Annotated in this window: 20 protein-coding genes; 4 read left to right on the top strand and 16 right to left on the bottom strand. The window is 69.2% G+C overall.

Features of this window, described 5'->3' with window-relative positions; all coding sequences use genetic code 11:
* Nucleotides 1-53: 53 nt before the first annotated feature.
* Complete coding sequence (locus VD659_RS07580; protein WP_423260504.1) at nucleotides 54-1331, bottom strand: ATP-dependent DNA helicase; 1278 nt, start codon at nucleotides 1329-1331, stop codon at nucleotides 54-56.
* Nucleotides 1332-1388: 57 nt separating this feature from the next.
* On the opposite strand from VD659_RS07580, the gene VD659_RS07575 reads away from it, so the two are divergent.
* Entirely contained in the window at nucleotides 1389-2426 is a 1038-nt protein-coding gene (locus VD659_RS07575) for a hypothetical protein (protein WP_423260503.1), read from the top strand.
* Between the two features lie 25 nt (nucleotides 2427-2451).
* Here the strand turns inward: VD659_RS07575 and VD659_RS07570 are convergent, their stop codons facing one another.
* The 15 genes from VD659_RS07570 to VD659_RS07500 form a co-directional block, all read right to left on the bottom strand.
* A complete protein-coding gene (locus tag VD659_RS07570; protein ID WP_423260502.1) occupies nucleotides 2452-3489 on the bottom strand; it encodes a zinc-binding metallopeptidase family protein in 1038 nt (345 codons plus the stop codon).
* Entirely contained in the window at nucleotides 3489-5453 is a 1965-nt protein-coding gene (locus tag VD659_RS07565) for a cytochrome c oxidase assembly protein (protein WP_423260501.1), read from the bottom strand. The genes VD659_RS07570 and VD659_RS07565 overlap by 1 nt, the downstream gene beginning before the upstream one ends.
* A 126-nt stretch (nucleotides 5454-5579) precedes the next feature.
* A complete protein-coding gene (locus VD659_RS07560) occupies nucleotides 5580-5867 on the bottom strand; it encodes an HU family DNA-binding protein (RefSeq protein WP_022897485.1) in 288 nt (95 codons plus the stop codon).
* A gap of 103 nt (nucleotides 5868-5970) precedes the next feature.
* Nucleotides 5971-6276 (bottom strand): 30S ribosomal protein S14, encoded by a 306-nt coding sequence (rpsN, locus tag VD659_RS07555; RefSeq protein WP_137836309.1) that lies wholly within the window; start codon nucleotides 6274-6276, stop codon nucleotides 5971-5973.
* Between the two features lie 4 nt (nucleotides 6277-6280).
* Nucleotides 6281-6448: a 50S ribosomal protein L33 gene (gene rpmG / locus VD659_RS07550; protein WP_022897487.1), complete on the bottom strand. Its 168-nt coding sequence runs from the start codon at nucleotides 6446-6448 to the stop codon at nucleotides 6281-6283.
* Nucleotides 6448-6684, bottom strand: a complete 237-nt coding sequence (gene rpmB / locus VD659_RS07545) for a 50S ribosomal protein L28 (protein WP_137836310.1) — start codon at nucleotides 6682-6684, stop codon at nucleotides 6448-6450. Before rpmB ends, rpmG begins: the two co-directional genes overlap by 1 nt.
* Before the next feature lie 131 nt (nucleotides 6685-6815).
* Nucleotides 6816-7217: a Fur family transcriptional regulator gene (locus tag VD659_RS07540; RefSeq protein ID WP_137836311.1), complete on the bottom strand. Its 402-nt coding sequence runs from the start codon at nucleotides 7215-7217 to the stop codon at nucleotides 6816-6818.
* Nucleotides 7214-8104 carry a metal ABC transporter permease gene (locus VD659_RS07535; protein WP_423260500.1) on the bottom strand — a complete coding sequence of 297 codons (891 nt, stop codon included), beginning with the start codon at nucleotides 8102-8104 and terminating at the stop codon, nucleotides 7214-7216. The genes VD659_RS07540 and VD659_RS07535 overlap by 4 nt, the downstream gene beginning before the upstream one ends.
* The gene (locus tag VD659_RS07530) at nucleotides 8104-8925 is read right to left on the bottom strand and encodes a metal ABC transporter ATP-binding protein (RefSeq protein WP_423260499.1); all 822 of its coding nucleotides are present in this window, start codon (nucleotides 8923-8925) and stop codon (nucleotides 8104-8106) included. Before VD659_RS07530 ends, VD659_RS07535 begins: the two co-directional genes overlap by 1 nt.
* 30 nt (nucleotides 8926-8955) lie before the next feature.
* Nucleotides 8956-9870, bottom strand: coding sequence for a metal ABC transporter solute-binding protein, Zn/Mn family (locus VD659_RS07525; RefSeq protein ID WP_423260497.1), 915 nt, complete (start codon nucleotides 9868-9870; stop codon nucleotides 8956-8958).
* 61 nt (nucleotides 9871-9931) lie between these two features.
* Nucleotides 9932-11317 (bottom strand): dihydrolipoamide acetyltransferase family protein, encoded by a 1386-nt coding sequence (locus VD659_RS07520; protein ID WP_423260496.1) that lies wholly within the window; start codon nucleotides 11315-11317, stop codon nucleotides 9932-9934.
* 33 nt (nucleotides 11318-11350) lie between these two features.
* Nucleotides 11351-12310, bottom strand: coding sequence for an alpha-ketoacid dehydrogenase subunit beta (locus tag VD659_RS07515; RefSeq protein ID WP_423260693.1), 960 nt, complete (start codon nucleotides 12308-12310; stop codon nucleotides 11351-11353).
* An 89-nt stretch (nucleotides 12311-12399) separates the two neighbouring features.
* Complete coding sequence (locus VD659_RS07510; RefSeq protein ID WP_423260495.1) at nucleotides 12400-13524, bottom strand: thiamine pyrophosphate-dependent dehydrogenase E1 component subunit alpha; 1125 nt, start codon at nucleotides 13522-13524, stop codon at nucleotides 12400-12402.
* Complete coding sequence (locus VD659_RS07505; protein ID WP_423260494.1) at nucleotides 13524-14633, bottom strand: histidinol-phosphate transaminase; 1110 nt, start codon at nucleotides 14631-14633, stop codon at nucleotides 13524-13526. Before VD659_RS07505 ends, VD659_RS07510 begins: the two co-directional genes overlap by 1 nt.
* A gap of 22 nt (nucleotides 14634-14655) precedes the next feature.
* On the bottom strand, nucleotides 14656-15264 hold the full coding sequence (locus tag VD659_RS07500; RefSeq protein ID WP_423260493.1) for a GNAT family N-acetyltransferase: 609 nt from the start codon (nucleotides 15262-15264) through the stop codon (nucleotides 14656-14658).
* 60 nt (nucleotides 15265-15324) lie between these two features.
* On the opposite strand from VD659_RS07500, the gene VD659_RS07495 reads away from it, so the two are divergent.
* From VD659_RS07495 to purB, 3 genes are read left to right on the top strand one after another with little or no spacing between them, the layout of a single operon-like run.
* A complete protein-coding gene (locus VD659_RS07495; protein ID WP_423260492.1) occupies nucleotides 15325-15726 on the top strand; it encodes a phage holin family protein in 402 nt (133 codons plus the stop codon).
* A gap of 47 nt (nucleotides 15727-15773) precedes the next feature.
* Nucleotides 15774-16304: a low molecular weight protein-tyrosine-phosphatase gene (locus VD659_RS07490; RefSeq protein ID WP_423260491.1), complete on the top strand. Its 531-nt coding sequence runs from the start codon at nucleotides 15774-15776 to the stop codon at nucleotides 16302-16304.
* A 23-nt stretch (nucleotides 16305-16327) separates the two neighbouring features.
* Nucleotides 16328-17722, top strand: coding sequence for an adenylosuccinate lyase (gene purB / locus VD659_RS07485; RefSeq protein ID WP_423260490.1), 1395 nt, complete (start codon nucleotides 16328-16330; stop codon nucleotides 17720-17722).
* Nucleotides 17723-17729: the final 7 nt, after the last annotated feature.

The raw sequence follows: 17729 nt of genomic DNA, 5'->3' as shown, positions 1-17729 counted from the left end.
TTCCCCTCCATGGAGAAGAGTAGCGGCACGGCTGCGGAGCCGAGGGTTCTGCTCTATTTGGGGGTATCGGCCTGCCCGCGCATGAACGCGACAACGGCCTTGTCGACGATGATGTCGCTCGGGCGCAGCGGGCGGGTGAGGTAGAGGCCCTCGAGCGAGGTGAGCCGGCTGAGCGCCACGTAGGTCTGGCCGGGGCTGAACACGCGGGTGCCGAGGTCGACCACGGCCGCGTCGTAGGTCTGCCCCTGCGACTTGTGGATGGTGACCGCCCACGCCAGGCGCAGAGGGAACTGCGTGAACTCGCCGATCACCTCCTTGGTGAGCTGCTTCGACTCGGGGGCGTAGGAGTAACGGTGCTTCTCCCAGGCCACCGGGTCGACCTCGTGCACCTCGCCGTCGACCTCGACGAACACCGTGGAGTCGATCTTCGTGACGGTGCCGACGGTGCCGTTCACCCAGCGGCCGTCGGCGTCGTTGCGCAGGAACATCACCTGCGCACCCACCTTGAGCTCGAGGTTCACGTCGGCCGGGTAGGCGCGCCCGCCGAAGTCGCCGCTGATCTCGGCCTTGGCGCTGAGCACGCGCCCGGGCAGCCGGCCGAGCGCCGCCTGGTTGATGCGGTTCACCGAGTCGTTGCGGGTCGCGAGCGTGATCGGGCCGTCGCCGGGCGGCGTGCGCGCGCCGGCGGCGTTCAGCACGTCGGCGATCTCCTTGGTGACCATGCCGAAGCGCACGGCGTTCAGCATGTACTTGAAGCGCTCGTCGCTCTGCCGGTGGATCTCGGTGAGCTCGACGATCTCGAGCTCGGTCTCGTCCCAGACCTTCGCGTCGAAGAACCACATCGAGCGGTAGTGGTCGGCGAAGTAGGCCCGCTCGTCACTGTCGCCGGGCACCGGGGCGAGCTGGTAGGGGTCGCCGAAGAGCACCACCTGCACGCCGCCGAAGGCCTCGAGCTTTCGCTGCCGGGCCTGCCGCAGCGCGCGGTCGATCGCATCCATCAGGTCGGCGTTCACCATCGAGACCTCGTCGATCACGAGCGTGTCGATGGTGTTGAGGAGCTTGCGCACCTCGGCGTTCTGCTCGATGTCGTGGTCGGCGATCACGCCGATCGGCAGGCGGAAGAGCGAATGGATGGTCTGCCCGCCGACGTTCAGCGCCGCGACACCGGTGGGGGCCGAGATCACGAGCTGCTTCTCGGTGTTCCACGAGAGGTGGTTGAGCAGCGTCGACTTGCCGGTACCGGCCCGGCCCGTGACGAAGACGTGCTTGCGGGTGCCCTCGATGAGGTCGTACACGCGCTGCTGTTCGGCAGAGAGCGTGGGGCGGGCCATCACCCCAATCTACCCGCCCGCCGAGGATGGCATTCCGCCGCGTTCTACACTGTGCACATGGGCTCGACGGCTGTGGACAAGCGCCTCGCGCTGCGCCGCTCGATCGTGATCTGGAGCGGCATCCTGCTGCTCACGGTCGCCGCCCTGTTCTCGGCGGTGGGCATCCTGAACCGCGAGCTCTACAGCGCCCCCGCGTTCGTGCGCATCTACCTCGACGCCCTGGCGAACCACGACGTCGCCGCAGCGCTCGCCACCCCCGGCGTGACGGTGGCCGCGAGCGACTCACCGGGCGGCGCGCCGAGCACCGAGCTGGTGACTCCGGATGCGCTGGGCGGGCTCTCCGACGCCACCCTCGTCAGCGACACCGAACTCTCGCCCGGACGCCACCGCGTGGTCTACGCCTACACGCTCACCGGTCTCGACGACCATGCGGTGCGCACGCAGACCGAGTTCGACGTGCGGCAGACGGGCACGGGCTGGTTCCTCTTTCCGCAGTGGACCTTCGTGTCGCCGCCGACCGCCACGGTCACCGTCACCGTCTCGCACGCCGCGTCGTTCCGCTCGGGCACCGCTCAGGTGAGCCTGCCCGATCCGGCCTCCTTCCACTCCAGCGCCGAGTTCGACGTGCTGGTGCCCGGCCTCTACGTGCTCTCGCACTCCTCGGCCTACCTCGGTTCGCGCTCGGTCGCCGTCACCGCGAGCGCCTCGGGGGCTCGGCTGAGCGCCGTGGTCGACGTGCAGCCCACCTATGCCTTCGTCGACGCCGTGAAGAGCGAGGTCGACGACTTCCTCGACCAGTGCGCCACCGAGCGGCTGCTCTACCCGCCCGGATGCCCGTTCGGCCTCGACATCGACGATCGCATCACCACCGAGCCGAGCTGGTCGATCGAGACCTACCCGACGCCGTTCACCATCATCGCCGGCCAGGACTCCTGGATCGTGCCGAACTCGAGCGGCCTCGCCCACGTCACGGTCGACGTGCGCTCGCTCTTCGACGGCACGGTGTCGACCATCGACAAGTCGGTGCTCTACAACGTCAGCTTCTCGCTCACGATCGAGCCCGACGGCTCGATCCGCTTCGGGCCGCGCAGCTGAGGCGGACGTCGCCGAGACGCATGCGTCACGCGCGTTCCCGGGTCACGATCCGGTGCACGAAGGCGAGCTTGGCGGCCACCGGCGGCACGATGTCGAAGGGGTAGAGGTCGCCGAGCCCCATCGAGCGGTTGATGCGGTTGAACATCAGCGAGAGCCAGTGCCAGTCGCTGAGGATCTCGTCGATCGAGGCTCCGCGGTAGTCGTCCCGCGGCAGCACATCCGTGCTGATCAGCCCGTCGATGCGGTCGGCCTGCAGCACCACGCCGGAGTTCGCGGCGGTGGCGAGGGTGCCGGTGATGTGCAGGTAGTGCGCGAAGCACTCCGCGAAGTCCTCCCAGGGATGCATCGTGGCGTAGTCGGAGATGTACGACTCGGCCCAGCCCTCCGGGGCGCCGGTCTTGTAGTGCCGCGCGATCGCATCCTGATAGCTCGTGCGCTCGTCGCCGAAGAGCTCGCGGCACTCGGCCCACAGCTCGCCGGTCGCGTCGGCGAGCAGGATGTTCTGGTAGTAGTGCCCCACTTCGTGCCGGAAGTGGCCGAGCATGGTGCGGTACACCTCTCCGAGGCGCACCCGCAGGTTCTCGCGGTAGTCGTCGAGCGATTCCACGAGGTCGATGGTGATCACGCCGTTCGCGTGCCCGATGGTCACCGGTTCGCCGCTGCGGCTCGAGATCAGGTCGAAGGCGAGCCCGCCCTCCTGCTCGTAGTAGGGCGTGATCGGCAGGCCCAGGTCGAGCAGCTGCACCAGCAGCCGGCGCTTGTCGACGGCCGCGTCGGCGAGCTTCTCGAGTGCCACGGTGTCGGTGCTCTCGGGGCGGCGGCGGGTGAGGCGGCACGAGAGGCACTGCCCGCTCGGCTGACCGTCGGCCGCGAGCCAGTTGCACTGCCAGCCGCGGTTCGAGCAGCGCCACCAGCGTTCGCCGTCGATCAGGATGCCGTTCTCGGGAGCGAGCACGAACGACCCGGTGGGCACGTGGTAGGCGATGGCGGCGCCGCAGTGCGGGCAGTCGAGCGACTCGAAGAACACCGCCGAGGAGCACCGCGGGCAGCGTGGAGAGCGCATCAGCTGCGGTCCCGTGCGGCGAGCTTCTCGAGCATGGCGTTGTAGTCACCGAGCTCGGCCTCGCCGGTGCGGTCGGCGTTGCGGTCGCGACGCTTCGTCTCCTTCTTGTCGCTGCGGCTCCACTGCACGGCCACGACGAGGGCGAGGATGAAGGTCGGGATCTCGCCGATGCTCCAGGCTATGCCGCCGCCGGCCTGCTGGTCCTCGATGGCGCTCACCCCCCAGTCGCGCCCGGTGGCGCCGAACCAGTCTGCCAGCAGGAGGCCGGTCCCGCTCATCAGGGCGAGCCCGAAGAAGGCGTGGAACGCCATGGTGCCCAGCAGGAGCAGCAGCCGGAAGGGGTAGGGCAGCTTGTAGGGCACCGGGTCGATGCCGATCAGCGCCTGCACGAAGAGGTAGCCCACGATCAGGAAGTGGACGATCATCCACTCGTGCCCGATGTGGTCTTCGGTCGCCCAGCGGAACAGCGGCGTGTAGTAGAACGCCACGAGGCTGGTGGCGAAGAGCACGCCCGCCACGATCGGGTTCGCGATCACCGTCGCCACCCGTGAGTGCACGGCCAGCAGGATCCACTCGCGCATGCCGCGGCTGCCGTCGTCGCGCTTGCGGATGGCGCGGAGCGCCAGCGTCACCGGGCCGGCCGGAACGAGCAGCAGAGGCACCATCATGCTGAGGGTCATGTGCCCGAACATGTGCGCCGAGAAGAGGAACTTCTCGTAGACGTTGAGTCCGCCGTTGGTGACGTAGAAGAGCAGCAGGATGCCCGCGATCCAGAACACCGTGCGGTACCAGGGCCACCGGTCGCCCCGCCGGCGCAGGCGGATGACGCCGGCCAGGTAGAAGAAGATCGCGAAGGCGCAGGCGAGCACCCAGATCAGGTCGAAGTTCCACTGCGTGAGGAAGTTCTGCACCGTGAGCTCGGGCGGCAGGGGAGAGCCGGTGAGGATCTCGGCGGCCGTCTGCGTGCCGGGCACCGTCTCCGGCACCGGGGTGGCCGTGCGCGCGAGCGCCGCGGCGAACCCCGTGGCGATGCCCATGAAGCCGAGCTCGGCCACGACGAGCCACCAGAAGTGGCGGCGGCGTCCCGTGCCGCCGAGCTTCGCGATCACGAAGCGGCGGTGCACGGCGCCGAACACGCCGAGGGCCAGCAGGGCACCCACCTTCACGAGAACGAGGAGGCCATAGGGGGTGAGCAGCCGGTCGAGCGAGCCCACCCGCAGCTCGGCGCTGACATACCCGGATGCGGCCACCACGACGAAGCAGACGATGGCCACGCTCGAATAGCGGCTCACGACGTCCACGAGCCTCGGCGTGTCGATCTGGCGGCTCAGGAGCGCGATCACGACGAGACCGCCGAGCCAGGCGGCCGCGAAGATGAGGTGCAGACCGAGGGCCGTGATGGCCGCGTCATGGCCGGTGACGCCGGCGGCGTGGCCCTGCTGCGCCATCGGGATGAGGGAGCCGATGGCCACCAGGCCCACGAAGAAGAGGGCGGTCTGGTTGCGCACCGCGAAGCAGAGCACGGTGACGACGGCGCCGATGAGGGTCGTCTGCAGCCAGGCCTGGCCGAGGGCGATCTGGGTGAGGAACTGCCCGAGGCCCTGGCTGAAGGTGTCGTCGAAGGCCAGGCCGCGCGCGGTGACGCTGAGGTAGCTGAAGAAGCCGGTGAACGCGGCGGCGACGGTGAAGAGGGCGGCCGATCCGGCGGCCACGTCGAGCGAACGGCCGTACGCGGGGTCGTCGGGGGCGAAGACGAAGAGGGTGAGTCCGATGGCGCCGATCATCCCGGCCGCGGCGATGTTCACGAGCATCGTGGCGGTCGGCAGGCCGAAGCGCACGACCGCGCCCGGGTCCTGCAGCAGCTGGGGGGCGGCGCCGCCGCCGATGGCGAGAGCCACGAGGAGGGCGGCGAAGGCGGCCACCACCAGGGTGGCGGGCCCGGCGATCCGCACGACTCTCAGCACCTGATCACTTTACGCGGTGGATGCTGGGCGTCCGGTCAGGGCGAGGGCCCTGACGTCGAGCGCACCCCGAGACGGCGAAAGGGCGACGACCGAAGTCGTCGCCCTTTCGAGGCAGTGAAGCGGGGACTACTTGGCAGCAGCCTTGAGCTTCGAACCGGCCGAGATCTTCACGGAGTGACCCGCGGGGATCTCGATGGTGGCACCGGTCTGGGGGTTGCGGCCGGTACGAGCGGCGCGCGAGGTGCGCTCGACGGCGAGCCAGCCCGGGATGGTGACCTTGGTTCCCGAGGCGACGGAGTCGGCCAGGGTGGAGAAGAGAGCGTCGAGCACCTCGTTGACGGAAGCCTGCGTCTGGCCGGAAGCGGCGGCGACGGCTGCGACGAGCTCGGTCTTGTTGAGTGACTTGTCAGCCATTTAAGGTGTCCTCCTCGGACCTTTTGCTACCGGAGTAGCTGTTTTCGTGGAACGGTCCCGGCCACCAGGGCCAGTTCGGTTGGTCGGTATGACCGTGGGTAATTTACCAGCTGGACTTCGTAATGCCCGGCAATTCGCCCCGGTGAGCCATGTCACGGAAGCGGACACGCGAGATACCGAACTTCGTGAGCACACCGCGGGGGCGGCCGTCGACGGCGTCGCGGCTGCGAACGCGGATCGGCGAGGCGTTGCGGGGGAGCTTCTGGAGACCCAGACGGGCGGCTTCGCGCTCGTCGTCGGTCGAAGCCGGGTTGACGAGGGCCTTCTTCAGCTCGAGGCGCTTCGCCGCGTAGCGGTCCACGATCACCTTGCGCTGCTCGTTACGTGCGATCTTGCTCTTCTTAGCCATGTGGTTACCGCTCCTCTCGGAAGTCGACGTGCTTGCGGATGACCGGGTCGTACTTCTTCAGCACGAGGCGGTCGGGGTCGTTGCGACGGTTCTTCTTGGTCACGTAGGTGTAACCGGTGCCCGCCGTCGAGCGGAGCTTGATGATGGGACGGACGTCCTGCTGCTTTGCCATTAGATCTTCTCCCCACGAGCGAGGAGGTCCTTGACGACCGACTCGATTCCACGAGCATCGATAACCTTGATGCCCTTTGCCGACAGGGTCAGCGTGACGGTGCGGCGAAGCGAAGGCACGTAGTACTTCTTCTTCTGCACGTTCGGGTCGAAGCGGCGGTTGGTACGCCGGTGCGAGTGCGAGATGTTGTGACCGAAGCCGGGAACGGCTCCTGTCACCTGGCAGACTGCTGCCATTGCTTCCTCCATTTGGTTACCGTGAGACGACTGCCTCACCCAAGATGACTTGTCGACAGGGCCTGCTCGTGCGGGCCCCGCAATGGGCGGAGGATTCCACCCAACCTGACTACCTTAGGCCACGCGGCCCGCTACGGCAACTCGGCGGCGACCGGCGGCACGCAGGCCGAGCAGAAGCCGAAGATGTCGACGACGTGCTCGGGACGGCTGAAGCCGTGCAGGCTCGCGGTGCGCTGGGCCCAGGCCTCGACCTCGTCGGCCTCGATCTCCACCGTGAGGCCGCAGCTGCGGCAGATCAGGTGGTGGTGGTGCGCGAGCGAGCAGGCGCGGTAGAGCGCCTCGCCCTCGGGCGACTGCAGCGAGTCGGCCTCGCCCTCCTGGGCGAGGTCGGCGAGGGCGCGGTACACCGTGGCGAGCCCGATCTGCGAGCCCGTGCCCTTGAGCGAGGAGTGCAGGGCCTGCGCGCTCACGAATCCCATCTGGGTGCCGAGGGCGCTGCGGACGGCCTCGCGCTGCCAGGTGTTCCGCTTCACGACTGCTCCGCCTCTCTCACCGGCAACGGTAGCCGGGCATCCTGAATCCTTCCAGTGCCCGCACCGCGCCGCCAGGCGATCACCCGGCACACCACGTAGATCAGGAACGAGATGGTGGTGACGTAGGGGCTGATCGGGATCGAGGCGCCGAGGGCCAGCAGGATACCGCCGACGAGCGAGGTCACCGCGAAGATCGTGCTGAGCACCGGCACGAGCACCGGCGACGACGACACCCGCAGCGCCGCGGCGGCCGGCGTCACGAGGATGGAGAGCACGAGCAGCGAGCCCACCACCTGCACGGAGACGGCTACGGCGAGGCCCAGCAGCAGCATGAAGTAGATCGAGAGACCGCGCACCGGCACCCCGCGCGCGGAGGCGACATCCGCATCCACACTCGCGAAGGTGAGCGGGCGCCAGGCCACGAGCAGGCCCAGCACCACCACGGCCGAAATGGCGATCAGCGAGTTGAGTCGGGGGTCGTCGACCGCCACGATCTGCCCGGTGAGCAGGCCGAACTTGTTCGCGGTGCGCCCCGGGTAGAGCGAGAGACACAGGATGCCGAGACCGAGACCGAAGGGCATCAGCACCGCGATGATCGAGTTGCGGTCCCGCGCCCGCGCTCCGAGCACGCCGATGATGAGAGCGGCCAGGATGGCGCCGGCGATCGAGCCCTCCACCACGCCCACGCCGAAAAGCAGCCCGGCGGCGGCTCCCGCGAACGACAGTTCGCTGATGCCGTGCACCGCGAACGCCATGTCGCGCGACATCACGAACACGCCCACGAGCCCGCCGACCAGGCCCAGCACGGCGCCGGCGATGATCGAGTTCTGCAGCAGGGCGAGCAGTTCGCCGTAGTTGTCGAAGTTGAAGATCGAGGACCAGTCCATCAGGCGGCGCCCCCGAACTCGTGCGCACCGTCGTGGTGGCCGTCGGGCGTGCCCACCACGATGACACGGCCGTGCGAGCGGATGACGTCGACCGGCGACCCGTAGAGATCGCTCAGCACCGCGGAGGTCAGCACCTCGTCGGGCGTGCCGATGCGGAAGCTGCCGCCGGCGAGGTAGAGCACCCGATCGACCATGTCGAGGATCGGGTTGATGTCGTGGGTGACGAAGAGCACGCCGAACCCCCGCTCGTGGGCGAGTCGCCCGATGAGCTCGCTCACCGAGCGTTGGTGCGCCGGGTCGAGCGAGAGCAGCGGCTCGTCGCAGAGCAGCAGACGCGGGTCGCCCGCCAGCGCCTGGCCGATGCGCACGCGCTGCTGCTCGCCACCGGAGAGCGTCGAGACGCCCACGTTGCCGTAGGCGGTCGCGCCGACCGAGGCGAGGAGCGCATCCACCTGCCGGCGGCGGGCCGCGGACGGCAGCGGGATCCCCCAGCGATGCCCGGTGAGTCCGAGTGCCACGAGGTCGCGGGCCCGCAGGGGGGTGCCGTCGTCGGCGAGCTTCTGCTGCGGCACGTAGCCGATGCGGCGATCACCCCGGCGGCCGGGCCGCCCGAGGAAGTCGATGCTCCCCGAAGTGAGCCGCAACTGCCCGAGGATGGCCTTCAGCAGGCTCGACTTGCCCGAGCCGTTCGCGCCGAGCACCGCCACGATCTCTCCCGGCGCCACCTCGAGGTCGAGGTGCGACCAGAGCGTGCGGCCGCCGAACGAGAGCCCACCGTCACGCACCGAGAGCACGGAGCTGGCGGGGTCGGAGGCGGTCACCAGCACACCTTACCCGCCGAGCGGCGCACGCTACTCGCCGAGCGCAGCGGCGACCGCGTCGACGTTCTGCGTCATCCAGGAGAAGTAGTCGAGGCCGGCCGGGAGCGTCTCGGTGAAGGGCACCGCGGGTACTCCGGCGCTCTGGGCGGCGGCGACCACCGCATCCGACTGCGGGCCGCCGGTCTGCGAGTTGTAGCCGAGCAGCACGACGGAGTGGGAGGCGAAGAGGCCGAGGGTCTGCTGGAGGACGAGCGCGGGCGCATCCGTTCCGCCTTCGACGGCCGCACTGAAGGCCTCGGGTGTCTCGTCGACGAGACCGGATGCGGTGAGCAGGTAGAGCGGCACGGGCTCGGTGATGGCCGCACCGGCGCCGCTGTGGCGGGAGGCGAGATCGGCTTCGCGGGCGGAGAGCTCGCCGAGCTTCTGCTTCGCGGCGTCGCCGTTGGCCTGGAAGGTGCTCGCACCGCCGGGGTCGGCCGCCGAGAAGGTGCTGACCAGCGCGTCGACGAGCTTCGAGACGGTGGGGAAGTCGTACCAGAGGTGCTCGTTGAACGAGCCGGTGGCGGGGTTCTGGTCGTAACCGGAGAGGTCGGCGACGTTCAGCACCGTGGCCGAGCCGTTGTCGGCCGCCGAGAGCATGGTGTCGACGAAGTCGTCGTAGCCGCCACCGTTCTCGATCACGAGCTGCGCCTTCGAGAGCGCGAGCTGGTTCTGGGCGTCGGCCTGGAAGTCGTGCGGGTCTTTGTTCGGGTCGTCGATGATCGAGGTCACCGAGACCAGGTCGCCCCCGATCGCCGCGGCGAGATCGCCGTAGACGTTGGTGGAGGCGACGACGGCGATGCCCGTGGGGGCTGTGCTGCCGGCGGTGGCGCTCGAGGAGCATCCGGCGAGCAGGAGGAGGGTCGCGGATGCGGCCAGAGCGGTGGAGAGGACGTGTCGGTTCACGTGGGGCCTGTCTAAGTCGGGGACAGGCTCCACGTTAGCTAATTGATAATGATTTTCAAAATCAATCCAGGAGCAGCGCCGGTTCCTCGATGATCGACGCCACGTCGGCCACGAAGCGGCTGGCCACGTCGCCGTCGACCACGCGGTGGTCGAAGCTCGCGCCGATGGTGGTGACGAAGCGCGGTCGCACCTCGCCGTCGACCACCCAGGGCTTCTGCTTGATGGTGCCGAGCGCGACGATCGCGACTTCGCCGGGGTTGAGGATCGGCGTGCCGGTGTCCATGCCGAACACGCCGATGTTCGTGATGGTGATGGTGCCGTCGGCCATCTCGGCGGGGGAGGTGCGGCCCTCGCGCGCGGTGATGGTGAGCTGCTCGAGGGCACCCGCGAGCTGGCGCAGCGACATGTCGTGCGCATCCTTGATGTTCGGCACGATCAGGCCCCGGGGCGTGGCCGCGGCGATGCCGAGGTTCACGTAGTTGCGCACGATGATCTCCGAGTCGGTCCAGGCGGAGTTGACCATCGGGTTGCGGCGCACGGCCCAGATGATCGCCTTCGCCATGACCAGCAACGGCGATATCTTCACACCCACGAAGTCGGGCGAGGTCTTCAGCCGCTTGACGTACTCCATCGTGCGCGTGGCGTCCACGTCGACGAAGAGCGAGACGTGCGGTGCCGTGAACTTCGACGCCACCATCGCCTTGGCGATCTGCTTGCGCATGCCCTTGACCGGGATGCGCTCCTCGCGCACCGGCGCCCACTGCGGCGTCTCGATGTTGTGGAAGACCTTCGCCTGGTCGGCGTGCCGGATGACGTCCTCGCGGGTGATGTCGCCGATCAGCCCCGTGGGCGTCACCTCGTTGAGGTCGACACCGAGGTCTTTCGCGAGCTTGCGGATGGGCGGCTTGGCGATGACGGGGAGCCCCGGGATGGGCTGGTGCACGCGCGCCACCCGCTGCGCCGGCGGCTTGGCGTCGACCGCCTCGCCGATGGCGGGGATCGCGACCCGGGCACCGCCCCGGCCGGTACGGCGGCTGGCGACGTGGCCCTTGATGCCGTAGCCCACGAGCACGGCGCCCGGCTTCTCCTCGGCCGCGGCCGTGGCCTGCGCGGTGCTCGCGAGCGTTTCGGTCGCGGCGAGGTCGGCGGATGCCGGCAGCACGTGCCGGTCGACGGGCTCGGGCGGCGGCGGGGCCTCCTGGCCGTCGGTGGAGCTGACCGTGATGATGGGCGTTCCGACGTCGACCGTCGCGCCCTCCTCCACGAGCAGTCCCTCGACGGTGCCGGCGAAGGGCGAGGGCAGCTCGACGAGCGACTTCGCGGTCTCGATCTCGACGATCACCTGGTTGATCTCGATGGTGTCGCCGGGGGCAACCTTCCACGAGACGATCTCGGCCTCGGTGAGCCCCTCGCCGACATCCGGGAGGTGGAACTGTGAACTCGTCATGCGCTTGTCCTGAATCCTCGAGAGCCCGGAGGCCTAGTACGCCATGGCCCGGTCGACTGCCTCCATGACGCGGTCGGCGTCGGGGAGGTAGAGCGTCTCGAGCTTCGCGGGCGGGAACGGGGTGTCGAAGCCGGAGACCCGCAGCACGGGGGCCTGCAGCGAGTAGAAGGCCCGCTCGGCCACGGTGGCGGCGATCTCCGAGCCGAGGCTCACGAAGCCCGGGGCCTCCTGGGCCACCACGAGGCGGCCGGTCTTGGCCACGGAGTCGAGGATGGGCCGGTAGTCCACGGGCGAGAGCGAGCGCAGGTCGACGACCTCGGCGCTGATGCCCTCCTCGGCCGCGATCTCGGCGGCCTGCAGCAGAACGCTCACCATGGCGCCGTGGGCCAGGAGGGTGACATCCGTTCCCGTGCGCACCACCCGGCTCGCGTGCAGCGGCGCGGCCGTGCCGGCGAAGTCGACCGGGCCCTTGGGCCAGTAGCGGCTCTTGGGCTCGAAGAACATCACCGGGTCGTTCGAGGCGATGGCCTCCTGGATCATCCAGTAGGCGTCGTTCGGCGTGGAGGGACTCACCACGCGCAGCCCCGCGGTGTGCGCGAAGTAGGCCTCGGGGCTCTCCTGGTGGTGCTCGACGGCCCCGATGTGGCCGCCGTAGGGCACGCGGATGACCACGGGCATCGAGAAGGCGCCGCCACCGCGGTTCGTGAGCTTCGCCAGCTGCGAGGTGATCTGGTCGAACCCGGGATAGATGAAGCCGTCGAACTGGATCTCGCACACCGGCCGGTAGCCGCGCAGGGCGAGGCCGATGGCGGTGCCGATGATGCCAGACTCGGCGAGCGGGGTGTCGACCACGCGGTCTTTGCCGAACTCGGCCTGGAGCCCTTCGGTGACGCGGAAGACGCCGCCGAGCGGACCGATGTCCTCGCCCATCAGCAGCACCTTGGGGTCGTCGGCGAGTGCTTGGCGCAAGCCCGCGTTGAGTGCCTTCGCCATCGGGAGCTCTTCGACGCGGGATGCGGGCACGCCGGTCGCCGCATCCGGCGCATCCGGGCTCGTGAGGGTCGTGGGGGTCTCGATGGGGCTCATGCCTTCTCCTCCTCGAACGAGGCCTCGTAGCGTTCGAGCCACAGCTTCTGCTCCTGCATCACCGGATGCGGCTCGGAGTACACGTTGTCGAACATGATGGCGGGCGACGGCGGCGTGAGAGCCAGCGTTCGGTGACGGATGTCGGCGGCGAAGTCCTCCGCCTCCGTCGCGACCTCGGCGAAGAAGTCGTCGCCCTCGCCGAGCGAGCGCAGGTACTTCTCGAAGCGCAGGATCGGGTCGCGCGCCACCCAGTGGGCGTGCTCCTCGGGGTCGGCGTACTTCGTGGGGTCGTCGGAGGAGGTGTGCGCGCCGATGCGGTAGGTGAGCGCCTCGATGAACTGCGGACCCTCGCCGCCGCGGGCGGCATCCAGGTGCTTGGCCGTGACGGCGAAGCTCGCGAGCACGTCGTTGCCGTCGATCTGCACGCTCGGGATGCCGAATCCGCGCGAGCGCAGGTAGAGCGGGGTGCGCGACTGCACCCGCACCGGCACCGAGATGGCCCACTGGTTGTTCTGCAGGAAGAAGACGTTCGGCGTCTGGCTCGAGGCCGAGAACACGAAGGCTTCGCTCACGTCGCCCTGCGAGGTGGCGCCGTCGCCGAAGTACGAGATGACGGCGGTGTCGACCTCCGGGTCGCCCGTGCCGACCAGGCCGTCCCGCTGCAGGCCCATGGCGTAGCCCGTGGCGTGCAGGGTGTGCGAGCCGATCACGAGCGTGTAGCCGTGGAAGTTGCCGTTGGTGGGGTCGGTCGGGTCCCAGCCGCCATGCGTGTTGCCGCGCAGGAGCTCGACGATCGAGAGCACGTCGATGCCGCGCACGAGGCCGACCGCGTGCTCGCGGTAGGAGGGGAACACGTGGTCCTGCGGCTTGGCGGCCGAGGCGGAGCCCACCTGCGCGGCCTCCTGGCCGTGGCTCGGCACCCACAAGGCCATCTGCCCCTGGCGCTGCAGGTTCGTGCCCTCGTGGTCGAAGCGGCGGATGACGACCATGTGGCGGTAGAAGGCGCGCAGGTCTTCGGAGGTGAGGGCGTCGAGGTAGGAGGCGTACTCCTCGGCCGGCCCGCTCGGGGCGAACTCGCCCTCGCTGGTCAGGAACTGGACTGTCGGCGTCGATTCTGACATCAGCGCACCTCCGTGATTATCTGCTCCGAAGCGTAGAGGAGTTTCTCGACCGACTCCTCTTCGCCGATGGTGAGGCGGACGCCGTCGGGAAGGTAGGCGCGCGCGATGATGCCGTTCTCGCGGAACACCTCGAGAGCGGCCTCTGTGCGGTCGCCGGTGGGGAACCACACGAAGTTGCCGTGCGGCTTCGGGATGTCCCAGCCCTGCTCGAGCAAGGCCTGCCAGACCGCGTCGCGCCGGGTTGCGATGTTGCGCACGCGCTCGTGCAGCTCCTCGCTGCGGTCGAGCGAGGCGATAGCCGCGACCTGGGCGTGGTCGGTGAGGCTCAGCGGGAGGATCGTGGTTCGGGCGGCGGCGAGCACGGCGGCCGGACCGATGCCGTAGCCGATGCGGAGACCGGCGAGCCCGTAGGCCTTGGAGAAGGTGCGGAGGATCACGAGGTTCGGGTAGCGCCGCACGAGCTCGCGGCCGTTCACGGCCTCGGGGTCGGTGACGAACTCGGCGTAGGCCTCGTCGAGGATGACGAGCACGTCGCTCGGCACCTTCTGCATGAAGGCGGCGAACTCCTCGGCGGTGACGACCGTCGACGTGGGGTTGTTCGGGCTGCACACCATCACTAGGCGCGTGCGCTCGGTGACGGCGGCGGCCATGGCGTCGAGGTCGTGGCGGTGGTCGGGGGTGTTCGGAACGGGAACCTTCGTCGCCCCCGGCAGCACCGTCATCCAGGGGTACACCTCGAAGGAGCGCCAGGAGTAGACCACCTCGTCGCCGTGCCCCGCGGCCGCGAGCGTGAACTGCATCAGCAGAGCCACCGAACCGGCGGCCACGATGACCTCCTCCGGCTCGACGCCCCAGTCCTCGGCCAGCCGCGCCGTGATCTCGGGCGCCGCGGCGTTCGGGTAGCGGTGCAGCTGCCGGGTGGCCAGGTCGACGGCGTCGAGCACGCCGGGCAGCGGATCGAAGGGGTTCTCGTTCGACGAGAGTTTGAAGCCCGTGGGGGCGGCCTGACCCTGTTTGTAGGCGGGGAGGGCGAGGATCTCGGGGCGCAGCTTGACCGTGCTGGTCGGACTGACTGCGCTCTCCAGGGGATGTTCGGGGCCGGAGCTCATTGGTTCATCCTAGTTCGGCCTGTCAAAGCGCCTCGGGAATATGTTCCGCCCGCCATTCGTCGCGTGTGATGGCGAAGACGAGGTCGTCGGTCCACTCGCCTTTGAACCAGCTCGCGCGCAGGTGATGGGCCTCCTGGCGCATGCCGAGCCGGCGCAGCAGGCGAGCGGATGCGTCGTTGCGGGCGTCGAGGTTCGCCACCACGCGGTGTAGCCCGAACTGCTCGAACGCCAGGGCGAGCACCGCCTCGGCCGCTTCGGTGCCGAAGCCCTGCCCGGCCACGTCGGCGGCGAGCGCGTAGCCCAGCTCGCCCCGCGCATCCGTCTCGCTGTCGTACTTGAGCAGCACCTCGCCGATCACTCGGTCGGGGCGCTCCGCACTGCTGCCACCGCCGCGCAGCACGATGGCCAGCACGAGCCACTGCCCCGGCTCGAAGACCGAGCCCTGACGGGTGCGCGCGTCGAGCGCGGCCGCCGTCTGCTCCCGGGTGCGAGCGGGCCAGGGGATGTAGCGCACCACCTCGGGGTCGGAATGGTAGACGACGAGGTCGTCGAGATCGTCGAGGCGGTGGGGACGGAGATCGAGACGGGCGGTGCTGACCGGGTATGCAGGCGCCCAGGGGATGCGGACCATCCACCGACTCTGCCGCATGCGGCCATTCCACGGAAGGTGCGGGTCTGGGATAGTGAGTGCATGCGCAGATTCCTGGTCTCCCTCGTCGCCAACGCGATCGCCCTGTGGCTCACCACGCTGATCGTGACGGGCGTGAAGGTCGACGCCTTCGGCACCGACGACGGGGTGCTCTCGACGGTGTTCACCTACCTCTTCGTGGCGCTCATCTTCGGCATCGTGAACGGCATCGTGGGCACCCTGGTGCGCGTGGTGGCGTTCCCCCTCTACATCCTCACGCTGGGGCTCATCTCGCTCGTCGTCAACGCGCTGCTGCTGATGCTCGCGGGCTGGGTGTCGCAGCTGTTCGGCTTCGGCCTCACGGTCGAGAGCTTCTGGTGGGCGGTGCTCGGAGCGCTGGTCCTGGCCATCCTGAGCGCCATCATCGGCGCCATCCTGCGCCCGCTCGCCGGCCGCAACCGCTGACGAGGCCGCTCGGCGAGCGGACACTGCGCGATGCGAGAATAGACACCATGCCCCGCGACCTCGACGAGCCGAACGCCCAGGCGTTCCGCATCAGCGTGGTCTGCACCGGCAACATCTGCCGCTCGCCGATGGCCGAGATCGTGCTGCACGACCTCGTGGAGAAGGCCGGCCTCGCCGAGCAGGTCTCCGTCACCTCGGCGGGCACGGGGGAGTGGCACGTGGGGGAGCACGCCGATCCGCGTACCGTCGCCGCCCTGGCCGCGCGCGGGTACGACGGCAGCCGCCACCGGGCCCGGCAGTTCGACCCGAGCTGGTTCGACGAGCTCGACCTGGTGATCGCCCTCGACCGCAGCCACGAACGGGTGCTGCGCTCCTGGGCCCGCACCGACGACGACCGCGCGAAGGTGCGCCTGCTGCTCGGCTTCGACCCCGAGTACGCGGGGCGATCCGACGTTCCAGACCCGTACTACTCCGACGCGGCGATGTTCGAGTCGGTGCTCGCCATGATCGAGCACTCGTGCCAGTCGTTGTTCCGGCAGCTCGAACCGGCGTTCCGCCACCCCCGACTCGCACTCTGACCACCCCTCGACCGAAAGCCACCATGAGCCCTCTGCCTCCCCAGCCCATCAGCCCGCTCGACGGCCGCTACCGCCCCGCCGTCTCCGAGCTCGGCGAGTTCCTCTCCGAGGCCGGGCTCAACCGGGCGCGCGTGCACGTGGAGATCGACTGGCTGCTCTACCTCACCGATCACTCGATGTTCGGCTCGTCCCCGCTCGACCCGGAGCTCTCGCGCCGGCTGCGCTCGGTCATCCAGGACTTCGGGCAGCACGACATCGACCAGATCGCCGAGCTCGAGGCGACCACCCGCCACGACGTGAAGGCGGTCGAGTACTACGTGCGGCGCAAGCTCGCCGATCTCGGACTCAACGACATCGCCGAACTCACCCACTTCGGCTGCACGAGCGAGGACATCAACAACCTCTCCTACGCCCTGACCATCCGGGAGGCCGTCACCGAGGTGTGGTTGCCCGCGTTCAGCGCGGTCATCGAGGTGCTGCGCGGCCTCGCGGTCGCCCACCGCGACGACGCCATGCTCGCGCACACCCACGGGCAGCCGGCCACGCCCACGACGATGGGCAAGGAGTTCGCCGTCACGGTGCACCGCCTCGAGCGGGTGAAGGCGCAGATCGAGGCCACCGAGTACCTCGGCAAGTTCTCCGGTGCGACCGGAACCTTCGCCGCCGACCTCGTGGCCGACCCCGGCGCCGACTGGCAGGCGATCTCCCGCGGCTTCGTGACCTCGCTCGGGCTCACCTGGAACCCCCTCACCACGCAGATCGAGTCGCACGACTGGCAGGCCGAGCTCTACAACCGCATCAGCCACGCCAACCGCATCCTGCACAACCTGGCGACGGATGTCTGGACCTACATCTCGATGGGCTACTTCACCCAGATCCCGGTGAAGGGCGCCACGGGCTCCTCGACGATGCCGCACAAGATCAACCCCATCCGCTTCGAGAACGCCGAGGCCAACCTCGAGCTCTCGAGCGCCCTGCTCGACTCGCTCGCGGCCACCCTGGTGACCTCGCGGCTGCAGCGCGACCTCACCGACTCCACCACCCAGCGCAACATCGGCGTGGCGCTCGGGCACTCGCTGCTCGCGCTCGACAACATCCGCGGCGGCCTCGGCCAGATCTCACTGAACACCGAGAAGCTCGCCGAAGACCTCGACAGCAACTGGGAGGTGCTCGGCGAGGCCATCCAGACAGTCGTGCGCGCCGAGGTCACCGCCGGGCGCTCGTCGATCGCCGATCCTTACGCCCTGCTCAAGGAGCTCACCCGTGGCCACCGCATCGGCCGGGCCGAGCTGGTGGAGTTCGTGTCGGGGCTCGACATCGGCGACGAAGCGAAGGCCCGGCTCGTAGCACTCACCCCGGCGGCGTACACCGGGCTGGCCTCGCAGCTCGTCGACCACATCCTGCCGGCCGCCGAGTAGCGAAGGC

It is taken from the genome of Herbiconiux sp. 11R-BC (assembly GCF_049472555.1).
GTDB lineage: Bacteria > Actinomycetota > Actinomycetes > Actinomycetales > Microbacteriaceae > Herbiconiux.
This window is presented reverse-complemented; position numbering and strand designations above follow the sequence as displayed.